Consider the following 14,977-nt stretch of genomic DNA (forward strand, 5'->3'; position numbering starts at 1 on the left):
CATTAACTATGTCTAACCTACTGTACCTATAATTCTTATTTGTTTGTTATCAGGAATTTCCTGATAGGATAATACATGGAAGTCATTGGATATGTTACGCACAAATCGTGCCAACACACTCCTGATGCCGGGCTGAACCACTAATACTGAACTTTCTTGTTTCGCTTGTTGTTGTAACGCAAACTGAGACAAGGATTGTTGTATTCTGTCCGCCATTCCAGGCTCAAAACTCACTCCACCAGCTCCACTATTTTGTATTGTATTCTGCAATAATTGTTCCAACTCTGGTTTTAAGGTAATAATCGGCAGTTCTTCGTTTAACCCACTGATTTTCTGAGTGATTAATCTGGAAAGCGCTATTCGAACCTGACTGATTAAATATTCGGTATCTTTTGATTTTGGCGCATTTTCCGCCAAAGTTTCGACTATAGTTCGAATATCAGTTAATGGAATATGCTCCAATAAGAGACCTTGAAGTACTTTGCTGACCATTCCTAAAGAAAGACCGTCAGGTACCAATTCTTTAACCAGTTTAGGGGAACTTACTGCCAGTTTATCCAAAAGTTGCTGGGTTTCTTCATAACCAAGTAATTGCTGGCTGTTCAAATCCAGGATATGGCTCAAATGTGTTGCTACGACAGTAGAAGCATCGACAACGGTATAACCCAGGGTATGAGCATGCTCTTTTTGACTTTCATTAATCCATACTGCTTCCATGCCAAAGGCGGGATCCCGCCCTTGTATTCCTTCTAGTTCACCAAAAACCTGACCAGGATTTATAGCCATCCATCGATCGGGATGAATGGCAGCCTCTCCCATCACAACACCGGCCAGACTAAGGCGATAATGATTCGGTTTCAAATCAAGATTATCGCGAATATGAACAGAGGGTATTAAGAAGCCTAGCTCTTGCGAAATCTTCTTACGAACTCCTTTGATTCGAGAAAGCAACACGCCTCCTTGAGCACTATCTACCAAAGGAATTAACCGATAACCCACTTCAAGACTGATGACATCAACCGGATTTACATCATCCCATGATAACTCGTTCATACCGACCTCTTTAACCTGATTCAGATCAACCTGACTGTCTGCCTGAGCTTTGCTCTGTTCTTTGGCCTGATTTATAAATAAATAAGCAATACCAGCCAATCCTGCCGCTAAAATGAGAAATGCAATATGGGGCATGCCGGGAATAATTCCAATCAAACCAATAATCGAAGAAGCAATTATAAGCGAGCGTGGATTAGCAAAAACTTGAGAAAGGACGGCTTGTCCCATATTCTGAGCGCTGGATACTCGTGTAACAATGATTGCGGCAGCTGTAGATAAAACCAAAGAAGGGACCTGAGCGACCAATCCATCACCAATAGTCAATAAAATATAATTATGTAAAGCGTCAGTAAAACTCATCCCATGTTGAACTATTCCAATAATCAAACCACCCACTATATTAATAACCAGAACCAATATCCCTGCTACCGCATCACCGCGTACGAATTTACTGGCACCATCCATTGAACCATAAAAATCGGCTTCCTGAGCAACATCAGTTCTACGCTTGATAGCCTGTTCCTGATTAATTAATCCGGCATTAAGATCCGCATCTATTGCCATCTGTTTTCCTGGCAAAGAATCCAAAGTAAAACGAGCGCTGACTTCAGACACTCTTCCCGCGCCTTTCGTTACAACAACAAAATTAATTACGACCAATATAATGAAAACCACCAGACCAACTGTATAATTTCCCCCTATAACGACTTCTCCAAACGATTGAATCACCTGACCTGCAGCATCGGTACCATTATGACCATTAAGCAATACCACCCGCGTTGAAGCCACATTCAATGCCAACCTTAATAATGTAGCCAGTAAAATGACCGTAGGAAAAACCGCGAAATCAAGTGGACGTTCGCTGTAAATTACGGCTAACAAAACAACGAGCGATAAAGCAATATTGAAAGTAAAAAAGATATCCAATATAAAGGGTGGCAAGGGTAACATCATCATGCTGAGCATAATGATGAGCATTAAGGGCGTACCTAGTCCTTGACGCATCCAGTAATGCAGGAAATGAAGCGCTTTATTCATTAAATATCCTCCTCTGCTTCACGCACCAACTCAGGTGGGATTGGCACGTTTTGCAAGATTTCAGGTTTATAATCATAATGTTGTCTGTCTTTTAACTGAAACACATAAGCAAGAACCTGTGCTACAGCAACATATAATCCGCGTGGAATTTCTGAATTTAATTTGGTCGAAAAATAAATGGCTCTTGCCAATGATGGGACTGCGATTATTGGAACTCGATGAGTCTTAGCTACCTTGCTAATCTGAAAGGCAATCAAATCCTTTCCTTTAGCAACAACAACGGGTGCTTTGTTTCCCTTTTTTTTATACGATATTGCCACAGCGTAATGTGTTGGGTTCGTTAAAATCACATCAGCCTTGGGAACTTCATTCATCATTCTGCGTCTGGCTATTTCCTGTTGTGCCCTTCTAATTGCGCTCTTTATTTCCGGTTTACCTTCGGTTTCCTTATATTCATCCTTTAATTCCTGCTTAGTCATTTTCATTGCTTTACTGTGTTCATACAATTGAAAAGGCACATCTACAACAGCAATTAAAATTAAACTTGCCGAGATCAGTACAAATGACTTTATAATAATATAAGCCCCGGTTCCAATTGCCGTCTCAATGGATGCATTGCCTAAGGCCAGAAGTGCAGGAATCTGGGTTTTTAACACCAGTATTGCAAATGAGGCTACTAAAATAAACTTAAACAAGGACTTAAGCATCTCAACAAAGCCCTTAAGTGAAACCATTCGCTTAAGACCTTTTAATCCATTTAATCGAGAAAATTTAGGTTGTAAGGCTTGAGCACTAAAAACCCATCCCCCCATTAGTAAGGGAGCTCCTAAGGACAATAGAAAAATAACAACTAAAATAGGAACTAATGACCAAAGTCCGGATTTTGCCAATACATAGAGTCGTTCAAATGCACTTGCCGGAGTAAGAAGGATCTGAACATCAAATTCAAAGGCTTGTCGCATCATATCAATCAGTTGATACGACAATTGTTTTCCAAAAATAAGAAAACCTACTCCGGTACATAAGAGAATTACCGTTGCATTAAAATCCTTGGAACGGGCTACCTGCCCTTTTTCCCTCGATTCTTTCAGGCGTTTTGCCGAGGGCTGTTCTGTTTTTTCCTGAGCCTGTTCTTCTTCTGCCATCAGCGCAGCATCCCTGTTATAAAGTGCATTCCATGTTGAATGCTCTCACTCATTTGCGTACCAACCGTGGATAATCCAATCTTAATCACCACAAAGCCCATTAACAGCGTTATGGGAAATCCTAATGAAAAAATATTAAGCTGTGGCGCAACCCGAGTCATTATCCCGAAGGACAAACTGACTATTAATAAAGACAAAATAGCGGGAATCGAAATTAATACAGCTTCTTTAAACATCCAACCAGAAAACAAGATAACATTCCATACCATAGCGTTATCCTGGGGAACCTGCCCTATTGGAATCATTCTGAAACTTTCCAACAGTGCATCGAGTAACGCCAGATGACCATTTAAAGACAAAAATATCAAGGTCATCATCATGAGATAAAATTGACTGATTAATGGTACGCTCGCTTTACTCGCTGGATCGACCATTATTGCGAACCCCAATCCAGCCTGCATCGAAATAATTTGACCTCCCAGCACAAACACCTGAAAAACGAGCTGAAGAACAAATCCCATTAACATTCCTAAAAATAACTCTTGCAGGATATAAACCAAATAAAGGCCATTAAAATGAAGAAAGGATAATTGTTCGGGAACGAAGGCAGTACAAGTCCAACACAATGCACAAAGTAAAAATATTTTAATTCTCGGAGGCAATAATCCTGAGGAAAATACGGGAACAGTAAGCATCAAACCGCCAATACGCCCCATTGGCCAAATGACCTGGCTAAACAGGCGAATCATTGATTGATAATCCAGATTCATTTCTAATCCCTTAAACTCTATAGTGTAATCGTCTGCGCCGCATACCTAACCCTGCATTTGCGCAGAACAGTTTTATCCAATTAAAAAAGGAATATTTGTAATTAAAGAATCTGTATAATTCACTAATGTCTTTAATAACCAGGGTCCAGCAAACACCAATACCAGGAACGTAACAAATAATTTCGGAATAAAACTTAAACTGGATTCATTGATTTGGGTTGCCGCCTGAAACATAGCCACCACCAATCCAACAGCTAACCCGGGCAATACCAGAACACTTAACAATAACAAAATGACATAAACGCTATCGCTCATAAGCGAAACAACAGTTTCCGGTGTCATACCATCTCCTAGGTCATGGCAAAACTTGAAGCAAGTGAGCCCAATACCAAAGTCCAGCCATCCACCATCACAAACAACATGATTTTAAACGGTAATGAAATGATTAAAGGGGATAGCATCATCATACCCATAGCCATTAATAAACTCGAAACAACCAAATCGATGATTAAAAAAGGTAAAAACAAGATAAAACCGATTTGAAAAGCAGTTTTCAGCTCACTGGTGATAAAGGCGGGAATGACAACGCTCATCGGTATTTCCTCAAGGGTAGCAGGATTGTTACCCGCAAATTTTTCGAATAATGACAAATCATTTTTTCTTGTTTGATTGAGCATGAATTCGCGAAGAGGTTTTTGACCATTAGCCAAAGCGTCAGGAAATGACATTTTTTCAGCCATATAAGGCTGTATTGCCTGTTCATTAATTGTATTAAATACTGGAGACATAACAAAATACGTCATAAATAAAGCAATGCCTATCAATATTTGATTGGTTGGCGTCTGCGCCATACCGATAGCTTGCCTTAAAATAGACAAAACAATGATAATTCGTGTAAAAGCGGTCATTGCCATTAAGAGTCCTGGCAAGACACTCAGTACCGTCATAAAAATAAGAATTTGCAGATTCACACTGTACGATTGCGCCCCATTCACCCCCGAATTTACTGTTACAGCAGGTAATGAAAGAGGATCAGCGCAGACGACCATCGGAACCAGACAAAAAAACAAGGCAATAAAAATAGAGTAGTGTTTTTTCATTTTGATTTTCCGACAGCTGATTTAAGAAGATCGGCAAATGTTGTTTTATTATCCGGATCAAATCCTGAAGGTAACTGCTCCCCAAAATCATATAACAGAGTTACCGAGCTGGAGCCCACCCCCATTAATAGATACCGTACTCCAACCTTAAGTAATATCACTCGCTCTTTTGGCCCAAGAGTCAGACTCGCCACAGATTGAAAACCTTTTGAAGAAGAGAAATTCGCTCCTTGCAAACGCCTTACCATCCAGGAAAGCAGGACTATCACTAATAATACCAGCAATAATCCTGATATCACTCGCGTCAATTCGCTTTGCGAAATCATATTGGAAGTCTCTGTCGGAACTGCATAAGCCATAGAAGAAATCAGACAGAACGTTACAATTAAAAGAGAGTATGCTTTTTTTATCATTTGAGACGTTTAATCCGTTCTGCCTTGCTGACTATGTCAGTTAATCTAACCCCAAACTTATCATTGACTACGACCACTTCACCATGAGCGACTAAAGTTCCATTCACTAATACATCCAGTGGATCACCTGCCAGTCGATCGAGAGCAACAATACCCCCCTGGTTTAACTGGAGTAAATTACGAATAGTCATTTTAGTCCGACCAATTTCAACAGTCACCGATACCGGTATATCCAGTATCAACTCCATTTTTTCATTATCTGCATCCTGAGACACATTAGTAGCTTGTTGTGCTTGATCATTTGCTGTTACTTTAGCTTGAGTCATTCGTATCCCCTAATAACTAATATTTTTTATTATTTTTAATGCGCGTTTGTCATTAGTGCTTCCTAATGTCGCAGTGAAACTTGGTGTACCTTCTATGTCCAGAGTAACAATTTCGTTCATCTCCAAAGGGACAAAATCACCGACTTGCCATGACATAACCTTACCCAGAGTACTAACGGTCTCAGCCATTGCAGCACTGACTGTTAACTCAACATCCATCAATTCTTCTCTTAACGATTTAATCCAATCAGGATCGATTTCATCATCAGGCCGAGAAGCCCCCAACTCCAATTGCTGTTTAATAGGCTCAACCATTGAATAAGGTAAAATAAAATAGAATGTACCGGTTTCCTTACCGAAATTTAAAATAAACCGCGCAACCAGCAGCATTTCATCAGGTTCGGCTATATTAACCAACTGTGGGTTGGTTTCATCATTAAACTTCATAATATCCAGTTGAATTATGGGTTCCCAGGCATGAACCAAATTTGAAATCAACTTTTTAGTAACCACTTCCATAACCCGCAATTCCGTAGCAGTAAAATCGGTTTTGTCTTTTTGTGCGTAGAATTGGGAGCTGCCACCAAAATAATAATCCACCAAATCGTACACAAAGGTACTGTCAAACAAGATAATCCCCTTACCGCGCAAGGGTTTAAATTTATAGATGCTCATTAAACTGGGATTGGGTAATCCTCCCATGAATTCCCGATGTTTTACGATTAAGAGTGGCTCCTGTTTTATTTCAAAATCCTTAGCGGTCAGTTGATATATATCTGTAGCAAACATACGTACCGCTCTGTCATAAATTTTATCCAATACAGGTAATTGGCCCTTAGCTATACGCTCCTGTCCAGTAAAATTTAATGTTTTCACTCCTTCGTCATTTGGAGTTTCTTTAAGCTCTTCTGATTGAACAGAGTGTTCATCGGTATTACCAGATGTTTTTTTGGATGAGGGTTTTACCGCCGAATTTTCAGCTTCAGGCTCCTGAGATGCTTCTTCAGCGCTGTCATCAACTGACTCAAGCAGAGCATCTATCTCTTCCTGTGATAAAACATCTTTCTCAGCCATAATCAATCCATTCGAATTCGACAGTAGTATCAGTACTTTTAACTCAAGTACGATTTAAGTAGTTCAAACTTTATCTATGCAAAGTACATGCCATCCTAAATTATGATTTAAAATCAATATCCTACATAATTAAGAAGTACTTTGACAATAACCCCGAAATGTCATCATCCTGAACGCAGTGAACGTTCCCCAACTGCTGGTACCGCGCCACTGTCAGGAAATGCCTCGATTCACTCAGGATGACATTTTCTAGTATTATTAAGGAGTTACGTAATGAACATCTAATTTGGCATAACAAAATCTACTCTGTCAATGAATTGACGTAAATTTAAAATGGATTAGAGTGTGGTCTGGGGATACGGAGCCTGATAATCGTCAAATCATTGCTCAATTCAATTGCAATAACGCTGAATTCCAATGGAGACCACCGCACCATCCCCAGCATATAAAAACAATTACATTAAATTAACGTGAGTTCCTAATCCCTTCGCCAATGCGTTAACATAAACGGCGTGCGCGATACTGACATCCTGTATCGCAAGTCCTACAGATTTAAATACCGTTGTACGAGAATTCACTTGATGTTCTTTGCTGCTCACTAAAGATCCCAGTTCCACTATATCGTTCCGTTGTATCCATTCTTCCTGTAATGCAGAAACCACTTCGCCAGCCTCTTTAAGCGCTGCGTCCAGTTGATCGACAATTACGATGGAATTAGCGAGCACATCATTGACAATTTCACGTATTGCAGGTGTATGTGAACCAACGGCATTAATATGAACCTGTTTCTTTAAATGAGACCATGTGAGTAATGGCTCAGTACTTGACGTAGCAGTGCAGATAATATCAGCCCCACTCACAGCATCCTGAAGCTGTTCAAAACACGTCACTTCAAAGTGAGTTCTATTGAGGATTCCAGTTCAGGTGATGCACTATCAGCAGTACCGGAAGATTTAACCTGATGATTTATATCCAGGCTCTTTAAAAAGGAGTCCTCATTAAAAGAATCTGCCATGGGTGATAAATTAAAAGGTCTTGATTCTTTAAGGTTTTGTTTCACTGGCTCCGAGGTTAAACCGGGATCATTTTGCTTATCGAAGACGATGGATCCAAGAGCGGAAACAGCCTGTTCAGCAAGACGCTCGCTCATCTTTTTGACTGCATTGATACCACTAAGCTGTTCGATTGAATGGTCAATACGCTCAACACTTTGCTGCAATTTGCCCATAAGAACCATCATAGGATCTTCGTTATTTTTATCATTGGAGGTACCTTCAGCATCAAGATCCATTGATTTTCTTTTTCTGGGTTCATTCTGTTCAGAGGGAAAAATTTTCTTTTTATTTAAATTGGATTTATTAAAAACTGGTTTATCTGTTGACATCGAAATCACCTCTTTTTATTTTACTTAAACAATTTAATATTTTTAGACATTACAAAACTCACGAAAGGAATTTTTAACGAATATTCAGCGTTGTTCGTAAGACCGGTTCTTGATTATAAAAGAATAATATGCATCCAATACTACCAAAGAACGTAGCAAATGATAGAATATTTCAGGATAATTTACTGATATTTTGCAAAGACGTTTTTTGAGCCAAGTCGTTATATTTACTCATTGTTTGCGTCCTGACATTTCTGTTGTGCCAATTTTCCACAATTATCTTCACAATTGATATCGTCAGAAGTTAAGCACGCATTATCAATGCAATTTTGGGTGGCCTCATCAACACAGCTCAGTTGATCCAGATCCTGAGTTCCTTCCACTTCAGATGGGATATCTGCAGCACTCACCATTAATGAAAAAAGAACAAGAAATACTGCAATCAACCAGGAGCTTAAATCATTCATAATTTATCCTTAACTGTAGGTTTCTAAATAAATTATAGCCAAAAAATTATCCATTGATCGGGTTTCATTAATAAATAAATCATGAGAAACTCAGGAATCAAAATGATTATCTGATGAACTCTCAATGCGCAGCAAAAAAACGATATTGACTAACTTTAGCCGGGCAAAATACAGCGAGTCGCTCTCTTTACGGCCAGATAATGAGAAACAACTTGAAGAATATTGTTCCAATGAACAGGCTCTCCCCATGCTGGTCAGAGGTGCTGGATTAAGTTATAGCGACAGTTGCTTCAACCAGAATGGCTTTATAATTGACAGTTCAAGACTGAACCATCTAATCAGTTTTGATGCCAATACCGGTAATGCGGTGTGCCAAAGTGGCGTGTCTATTAAAGATTTATTTTTACTCCATCCAGAATACATTCCCTACGTAATACCTGGAACAGTACACGCTACACTTGCAGGGGGAATTGCCCATGATGTTCATGGCAAAAATAACCCTTACGAAGGCAGCTTCGGACACCACATACTCTGGTTTGATTTAATTTTAAGAAATAAAAAATATCACTGCAGCCGCGAAGAACATAAAGATTTATTTATAGCGACCATTGGTGGCGCAGGTTTAACAGGCGTTATCACCCGTATTGGAATCAAACTAAAAAAAGCCACTCGTTGTGTGCAAGTAGAGCATAAGCAAATAGAATCGATAAAATCACTCACTGAAACCATGTCGACTTACGGTCTTAAGTACCAGTATCAAGTAGCATGGCTGGATCTATTAAACTCAGAGCCACGCTCGCTTCTTTCGGTGGCAAATCACTGTGAACCCATTCCTTACAAAGAGGAGAAATCGCACAGCGTCAGTAAATTCCCCTTTGGTTTAATCAAACAATGGAATATGAAATTATTCAATAAATTCTATTTCAACAGTAAAAAACCTGTAGAACAATTATCGCTGCTGGAATTTAATAATCCGCTGGATAAAATAAAGCACTGGAACAGACTTTATGGACCTAAAGGACTCATTCAGTTTCAGGCAGTATTCAATCAGGAAAACGCACACCACACTATAGAACAGTTAATTCAGATTATTAGAAGCCATAAGGCTATTCCTACCCTTGCTGTACTGAAATTATTTATTCAACCAGGTGAAGGGTTGCTATCATTCTGCAAACCTGGTTTTACACTCGCCATTGATTTTATTAATAATCCGCAAGCTCAAAAAGCCATCATGGCAATGAATCAACTCATTACTGAACTGAACGGCCGTATTTACCTGGCCAAGGATTTATTACTTACACCAGAGCAGTTTCGCAGCCAGTATGAACATCATGCTCAACTATCGGAGATTCTCAAACAGTATCAATCTCCTATGCGTTCGGATCTTGCCAAAAGACTAAGGATAACTGAATGACTGTACGAACCTGGGTTATCATAGGTGCAACATCAATTATCGCCGAAGAGTTCGCTCATTGCGCCGCCAAGGAAGGGAACGCACTACGCTTGGTTGGGCGTGATCAGGAACAACTGAATCTTATCGCCAGAGATATAGAGCTCAGATATCAAGTACCTTGTGATATTGCGATAATGGATATGACACAACCGGCCAGTACTTTATTGACTGTTTTAAAACCAGACAAGCAGGAATTGGATTTATTTATAGCGCACAGTGATTTTACTGGAAATAATCACCTCACAGTTGAATCCATTACACAACTGGTACAGGTCAATATTCTGGCAACAACCTTACTCATTCAAGCCTATTTAGATAGGTGTCAATCAATGCATCACCTACTCTTTTTAAGTTCTGTCGCGGCTTGTAGAGGTCGAGCTAAAAACAGTTTATATGGCGGCAGCAAAGCTGCAATCGAAGTATATCTTCAAGGTTTACAGCAATCTGCAACAAAAAGCCAACACATTTCTATTGCGCGTCTGGGTTTTATTGATACCAGACAAACCTTCGGTCTACCAGGCATTTTCCATGCAGCTCAACCCAAGGATTGTGCCAAAGCATGTTGGATTGCGGTAAACAAAAATAAACGATTGATTTATTTCCCCAATTTCTGGCGCGCAATCATGGCAGTCATTACTCGTATACCGTTTTTTATTTATAAACGAATGGGTTCTGTTTAACGCTGGATTTTTATTCTCTTTTTAACTTTAAAAGCCATTTTAAATCAGGCTCTATCAATAAATGAGTTAATTGGGTAACCCATTTCATGGAACACGCTATAGTGGTCAGCAATGCAATAGCAATTAAAAACCACACATAATACCAACTCTCTTGCTGATACAAACCTGAATCAATTAGGCCCAGTAATACAAACACATGCAACAAATAGGGATAAATACTTCGGCGTCCCCAATCTGACCAAAACGTGCGCTGCGATGGCATCAGGATAAGAAAACCCAAACTAAAAAATACCGAAATCATCATCCAAAAACAACGTAAAAATAGCGCTTTGCTCCAGGCGGAATGATAAATAAAATAATAAGGATAAATAGGTTCAAACTGTTTTACATTATTAGGTGATATCTGGAATACCAGGTACACAATAAAACAGAGCACAATAAAAGCACTTCCTTTGTAGATTATATTCCAGTCTCGCTCTCTATATTGATTTAACTTAAATCCCAAAATAAAAAATGGGAAATATAAAAAAGTGGTTCCCAAAGCAAATACATCACCCATTTTGCCACAAAAGCCAATGAGCAATGCTACAATAATTGCAGTAGTTAACGGGAATTTTATCTGTAGGAAAAAAGGAAGTACTGTTCTCCAAATTGCCAGGGATAATAAATACCAGAGTATATAAAATGGTTCTATTATCAATAACTTGGTATTGTAATCACGAGCAACATAGGAATAAATCAATTCAAAGATAATATAGGGCGCAATTAATTTACTGAGAATTTTAGCCATGGAACTGTCTGTTAACTTACCTTGGCTGAACACTCCCGAAATAACTGTAAAACAAGGCATAGCCAACAACTGCAGACAAACATACACATTAGAAGTAAAAACAAATCGTTGCGTCAATATGCCACTTCGATGAGGTGAGATAAAATGCAGTAACACCACAAAGAATATCAGAACAAACTTCGCATTATCAAATTTATAATTTCTAAGTGTTAATTCCTGCATTAAAGCTCCAACTGACTGGTGGTTTTGTAGTGTTTCGTTATCAGAGTTTGTTTGCTTCATCCATAAAAACGTTGGATACCGCGGACAGGCCGCGGTACGTAGGCGTTTGAGTGCATCTGTACAAGTACATTATCAGCGGATCCTGGCTTCAAAAGTTCGCTCGGATTGTTCAACTGCTTTTAGGGTCTCATCCAATTGATTTACCGTACTGGTATTTAGCTTGATCGGCGTGAAACTTTGTGTAAATAAAGCAGCTAAAACATAACCTACTCCAAGCGTACCTAGAGCTAATAATATATTAGCCATTAACTCTTTACACCCCCTGTGTTCACTTAAAACGCCTTTACGTTGCTCACGAAGTTCTTTGGTTGCCTGATCTTTAAATCCCTTAAGATCGATCATTCCATCTTTATACGATTGAGAATAACTCGTTAGCTTATGAACTAACTGACACGCTGCTCCATATGGCTTTTTCACATCATCATCAAGTTCCAGAGGATATCGTTTATGAAACTCATCTCGCTTGATCATTAATTGTTTTACCAATTTATCAAACTGAGACAATTGCAATTCCCTAGCCTTCATTTGTTGGAAATTTAAACCCGGTTCATTAACTGAGTTATCCTCAGAATGTGTTTGATCTCTATGCTCTGTACTGTTCATGTGATCCGATGAGTCGCTTTCATTGATTATGATAGATTCCGTATTAAACGTTACTTTTGGAGTTTTACTTTGTTTATTCCTGGTTAATATTTTGGATACAATGTGCTTCATGGCGGAGTCATTGGTTTCTGAGGCCTTTTTATCAGATTGAGTTTTATCTGTGGTCGATAACTCCAATTGATGCTCCGTGTGTAATCCACTCTTCTCCGAATAATTGACGCGTTCAGTGATGCTGTTCTCATCTGTCTTCTCATTATTTTTTTGTTCTGATAAAGTAATTTCCTGTTTTTTTCTTTTCAGATGTTCGGCAATCCCTATCTCTAATTTGATAATTTTATCTTGTGCGGCTGGATTCTTTGTAATGTGTCTTAATACTGCATCGGTATTGGTATTAATTTGGGAACGGTGCTGAATCAAGGTATTTAAATTATCCGAACTGTTACAGTGTTTCAGTTCATGTTTCATACCTTCCAGTGCTTTACACATGGAATTAAAAATTAATTCATCAATACGGCAGGTAAGTCTGTTAAACTTTTTATTAGCCTTTTGATCCGCTTGGGTATGACGAATTATGGACTCTGATTTTAAATTAACTTCATCATAGCGGGTAATAATGGATTTCAATATATCAAGACTGTGTGAATGTTTCAGTTCATCCTTGATGCCTTCCAATTTTTTACACACTACCTCAAATGCATTTTTATCAACATTTTGTACCTTTGGCATAATACAACTCCCTTTATATTAATACATTGGTATAAATAACATCCTATTTAAATCACTCTCAAAAAAGATCCAATACAACACAGAGAGCTAATCCAAGCACATCAAATCAAGCCGCCCAAGTCAAGAGAAAAAATGTTCATCCATTGTTGGCTAGAAATTGAGTAATTAAATGAATCGATATAATTACAGGTATTTTATTATCGCAAATGCAATGAAGGATCCCCAAATGCAGATACTGCACTCAGGAGATCCCTCATTAAATTCGGCATAACATACTTGCACGCTATCTAGAAGTTATCTGTTCGCAGGAAAGTTCAACACGTCACCTAAACAGCCATTAAAACGCAGCTATTTTAATATTCTAATCATCGGTAATATTGTTTTTATTATTCCAAAAAACTGAAGAATATAAATGATCAGAATAATTAAAACCAGGACGTTCAGAAGACTTTTTATAGCTCCTGGCATTGGAATAAACGCATTAATTAGCCAGAGACCGACACCAAAAACAATAATGAGTGCGATTAAATTCATGAGATCGTTCATAAATATCCTTATTATTTAAATAACTAACAAAATTATAGCACAAAAAAATGAGGCCGATTAAATTTTGATCAATTGCGAATTCAGGAGGTCAATCCAATAACCTGATCAGTTCACTCATCCAATTTTCTTTCGCTCATTAAATCCCTGATTTCAGTCAGCAATACCTCAACCGGGGTCAACTTTGGCTCTTGTTCTTCTTCTTTTTTCCTTAATAAATTAATAAATTTAATAACAACGAAAATAGACAATGCGATGAGGGTAAAATCTATGATGGTTTGTAGAAACGCACCCCATTTAACTACAGCGTCCCCAACAGTCAGGGATTTGCCCGCAATATTGACACCACCAATGATCAAGCCAATCAATGGCATGATAATTCCATCAACCAGGGATGTTATAATTTTGCCAAAAGCAGCACCAATAACAACCGCAACTGCTAAATCAACTACATTGCCACGCATGGCAAATTCTTTAAATTCCTTTAGTATTCTCATGCCATTCTCCTCCCAGACAACATCTGATCTTAAATAATCCTTTTACCAATTCCCTCTTATCAGTACAACTACTCAACACTACTGAGAATTACAACATCCTGAAGACAATCTGGGGTACTGTACCACCTTCAGGAGATCCCTCATTGCATTCGGGATGACGTTTCCTTTGGAACGCTCGTCATCCTGAACGCGCTGAAAGCGCTCCAAATGCTGGCACCGTACCACGCTCAGGAGATCCCTCATTACATTCGGGATGACGTTTCACTGGGTTATGTTGTCATCCTGAACGCAGTGAAGGATCTCCTAATGCTGGCACCGTACCACACTAAGAAGCTTCCTCATTACATTCGGGATGACGTTTCACTGGGTTATGACGTCATCCTGAACGCAGTGAAGGATCTCCTAATGCTGGCACCGTACCACACTAAAGAGCTCCCTCATTACATTCGGGATAACGTTTCACTGGGTTATGACGTCATCCTGAACGCAGTGAAGGATCTCCTAATGCTGGCACCATACCACACTAAGGAGCTTCCTCATTACATTCGGGATGACGTTTCACTGGGTTATGACGTCATCCTGAACGCAGTGAAGGATCTCCTAATGCTGGCACCGTACCACACTAAGGTGCTC

At 39.0% G+C, this 14,977-nt stretch carries 18 protein-coding genes; 3 read left to right on the forward strand and 15 right to left on the reverse strand.

Features of this window, described 5'->3' with window-relative positions; all coding sequences use genetic code 11:
- Nucleotides 1-12: 12 nt before the first annotated feature.
- From flhA to IZU94_RS03590, 11 genes are all read right to left on the reverse strand, one after another.
- On the reverse strand, nucleotides 13-2,091 hold the full coding sequence (gene flhA / locus IZU94_RS03540) for a flagellar biosynthesis protein FlhA (RefSeq protein WP_203108068.1): 2,079 nt from the start codon (nucleotides 2,089-2,091) through the stop codon (nucleotides 13-15).
- Nucleotides 2,091-3,236, reverse strand: a complete 1,146-nt coding sequence (flhB, locus tag IZU94_RS03545) for a flagellar biosynthesis protein FlhB (RefSeq protein ID WP_203108069.1) — start codon at nucleotides 3,234-3,236, stop codon at nucleotides 2,091-2,093. Before flhB ends, flhA begins: the two co-directional genes overlap by 1 nt.
- Nucleotides 3,236-4,006 carry a flagellar biosynthetic protein FliR gene (fliR, locus tag IZU94_RS03550; RefSeq protein WP_203108071.1) on the reverse strand — a complete coding sequence of 257 codons (771 nt, stop codon included), beginning with the start codon at nucleotides 4,004-4,006 and terminating at the stop codon, nucleotides 3,236-3,238. Before fliR ends, flhB begins: the two co-directional genes overlap by 1 nt.
- A 72-nt stretch (nucleotides 4,007-4,078) precedes the next feature.
- Entirely contained in the window at nucleotides 4,079-4,348 is a 270-nt protein-coding gene (gene fliQ / locus IZU94_RS03555) for a flagellar biosynthesis protein FliQ (RefSeq protein WP_203108073.1), read from the reverse strand.
- Between the two features lie 8 nt (nucleotides 4,349-4,356).
- Nucleotides 4,357-5,055, reverse strand: a complete 699-nt coding sequence (fliP, locus tag IZU94_RS03560) for a flagellar type III secretion system pore protein FliP (protein WP_304600570.1) — start codon at nucleotides 5,053-5,055, stop codon at nucleotides 4,357-4,359.
- 47 nt (nucleotides 5,056-5,102) lie between these two features.
- Complete coding sequence (fliO, locus tag IZU94_RS03565) at nucleotides 5,103-5,519, reverse strand: flagellar biosynthetic protein FliO (protein ID WP_203108077.1); 417 nt, start codon at nucleotides 5,517-5,519, stop codon at nucleotides 5,103-5,105.
- On the reverse strand, nucleotides 5,516-5,845 hold the full coding sequence (fliN, locus tag IZU94_RS03570; protein ID WP_203108079.1) for a flagellar motor switch protein FliN: 330 nt from the start codon (nucleotides 5,843-5,845) through the stop codon (nucleotides 5,516-5,518). Before fliN ends, fliO begins: the two co-directional genes overlap by 4 nt.
- Before the next feature lie 9 nt (nucleotides 5,846-5,854).
- Complete coding sequence (fliM, locus tag IZU94_RS03575; RefSeq protein WP_203108081.1) at nucleotides 5,855-6,919, reverse strand: flagellar motor switch protein FliM; 1,065 nt, start codon at nucleotides 6,917-6,919, stop codon at nucleotides 5,855-5,857.
- Nucleotides 6,920-7,374: 455 nt separating this feature from the next.
- Nucleotides 7,375-7,809 (reverse strand): hypothetical protein, encoded by a 435-nt coding sequence (locus IZU94_RS03580; protein WP_203108083.1) that lies wholly within the window; start codon nucleotides 7,807-7,809, stop codon nucleotides 7,375-7,377.
- A complete protein-coding gene (locus IZU94_RS03585) occupies nucleotides 7,806-8,303 on the reverse strand; it encodes a hypothetical protein (RefSeq protein WP_203108085.1) in 498 nt (165 codons plus the stop codon). Before IZU94_RS03585 ends, IZU94_RS03580 begins: the two co-directional genes overlap by 4 nt.
- A 227-nt stretch (nucleotides 8,304-8,530) precedes the next feature.
- Nucleotides 8,531-8,770 carry a hypothetical protein gene (locus IZU94_RS03590; RefSeq protein ID WP_203108087.1) on the reverse strand — a complete coding sequence of 80 codons (240 nt, stop codon included), beginning with the start codon at nucleotides 8,768-8,770 and terminating at the stop codon, nucleotides 8,531-8,533.
- A gap of 124 nt (nucleotides 8,771-8,894) precedes the next feature.
- Here IZU94_RS03590 and IZU94_RS03595 point away from each other — a divergent pair, with 124 nt between their 5' ends.
- Together IZU94_RS03595 and IZU94_RS03600 are read left to right on the forward strand one after the other, a co-directional pair.
- Nucleotides 8,895-10,184, forward strand: coding sequence for an FAD-binding oxidoreductase (locus IZU94_RS03595; protein WP_203108089.1), 1,290 nt, complete (start codon nucleotides 8,895-8,897; stop codon nucleotides 10,182-10,184).
- On the forward strand, nucleotides 10,181-10,903 hold the full coding sequence (locus IZU94_RS03600) for an SDR family NAD(P)-dependent oxidoreductase (protein WP_203108091.1): 723 nt from the start codon (nucleotides 10,181-10,183) through the stop codon (nucleotides 10,901-10,903). The genes IZU94_RS03595 and IZU94_RS03600 overlap by 4 nt, the downstream gene beginning before the upstream one ends.
- 10 nt (nucleotides 10,904-10,913) lie before the next feature.
- Here IZU94_RS03600 and IZU94_RS03605 read toward each other — a convergent pair whose 3' ends face one another.
- From IZU94_RS03605 to mscL, 4 genes are all read right to left on the reverse strand, one after another.
- Entirely contained in the window at nucleotides 10,914-11,975 is a 1,062-nt protein-coding gene (locus IZU94_RS03605) for an acyltransferase family protein (RefSeq protein WP_203108092.1), read from the reverse strand.
- A gap of 72 nt (nucleotides 11,976-12,047) precedes the next feature.
- The gene (locus IZU94_RS03610) at nucleotides 12,048-13,304 is read right to left on the reverse strand and encodes a hypothetical protein (protein WP_203108094.1); all 1,257 of its coding nucleotides are present in this window, start codon (nucleotides 13,302-13,304) and stop codon (nucleotides 12,048-12,050) included.
- Between the two features lie 348 nt (nucleotides 13,305-13,652).
- Nucleotides 13,653-13,850, reverse strand: coding sequence for a Thivi_2564 family membrane protein (locus tag IZU94_RS03615; protein ID WP_203108096.1), 198 nt, complete (start codon nucleotides 13,848-13,850; stop codon nucleotides 13,653-13,655).
- Between the two features lie 110 nt (nucleotides 13,851-13,960).
- Entirely contained in the window at nucleotides 13,961-14,344 is a 384-nt protein-coding gene (gene mscL, locus IZU94_RS03620; RefSeq protein WP_203108098.1) for a large-conductance mechanosensitive channel protein MscL, read from the reverse strand.
- Nucleotides 14,345-14,749: 405 nt separating this feature from the next.
- On the opposite strand from mscL, the gene IZU94_RS03625 reads away from it, so the two are divergent.
- A partial coding sequence (locus tag IZU94_RS03625) for a hypothetical protein (protein ID WP_203108100.1) occupies nucleotides 14,750-14,977 on the forward strand: 228 nt, incomplete at its 3' end.

The sequence above is a fragment of the Legionella bononiensis genome, assembly GCF_016786215.1.
In the GTDB taxonomy this organism is placed as follows: Bacteria; Pseudomonadota; Gammaproteobacteria; order Legionellales; family Legionellaceae; genus Legionella; species Legionella bononiensis.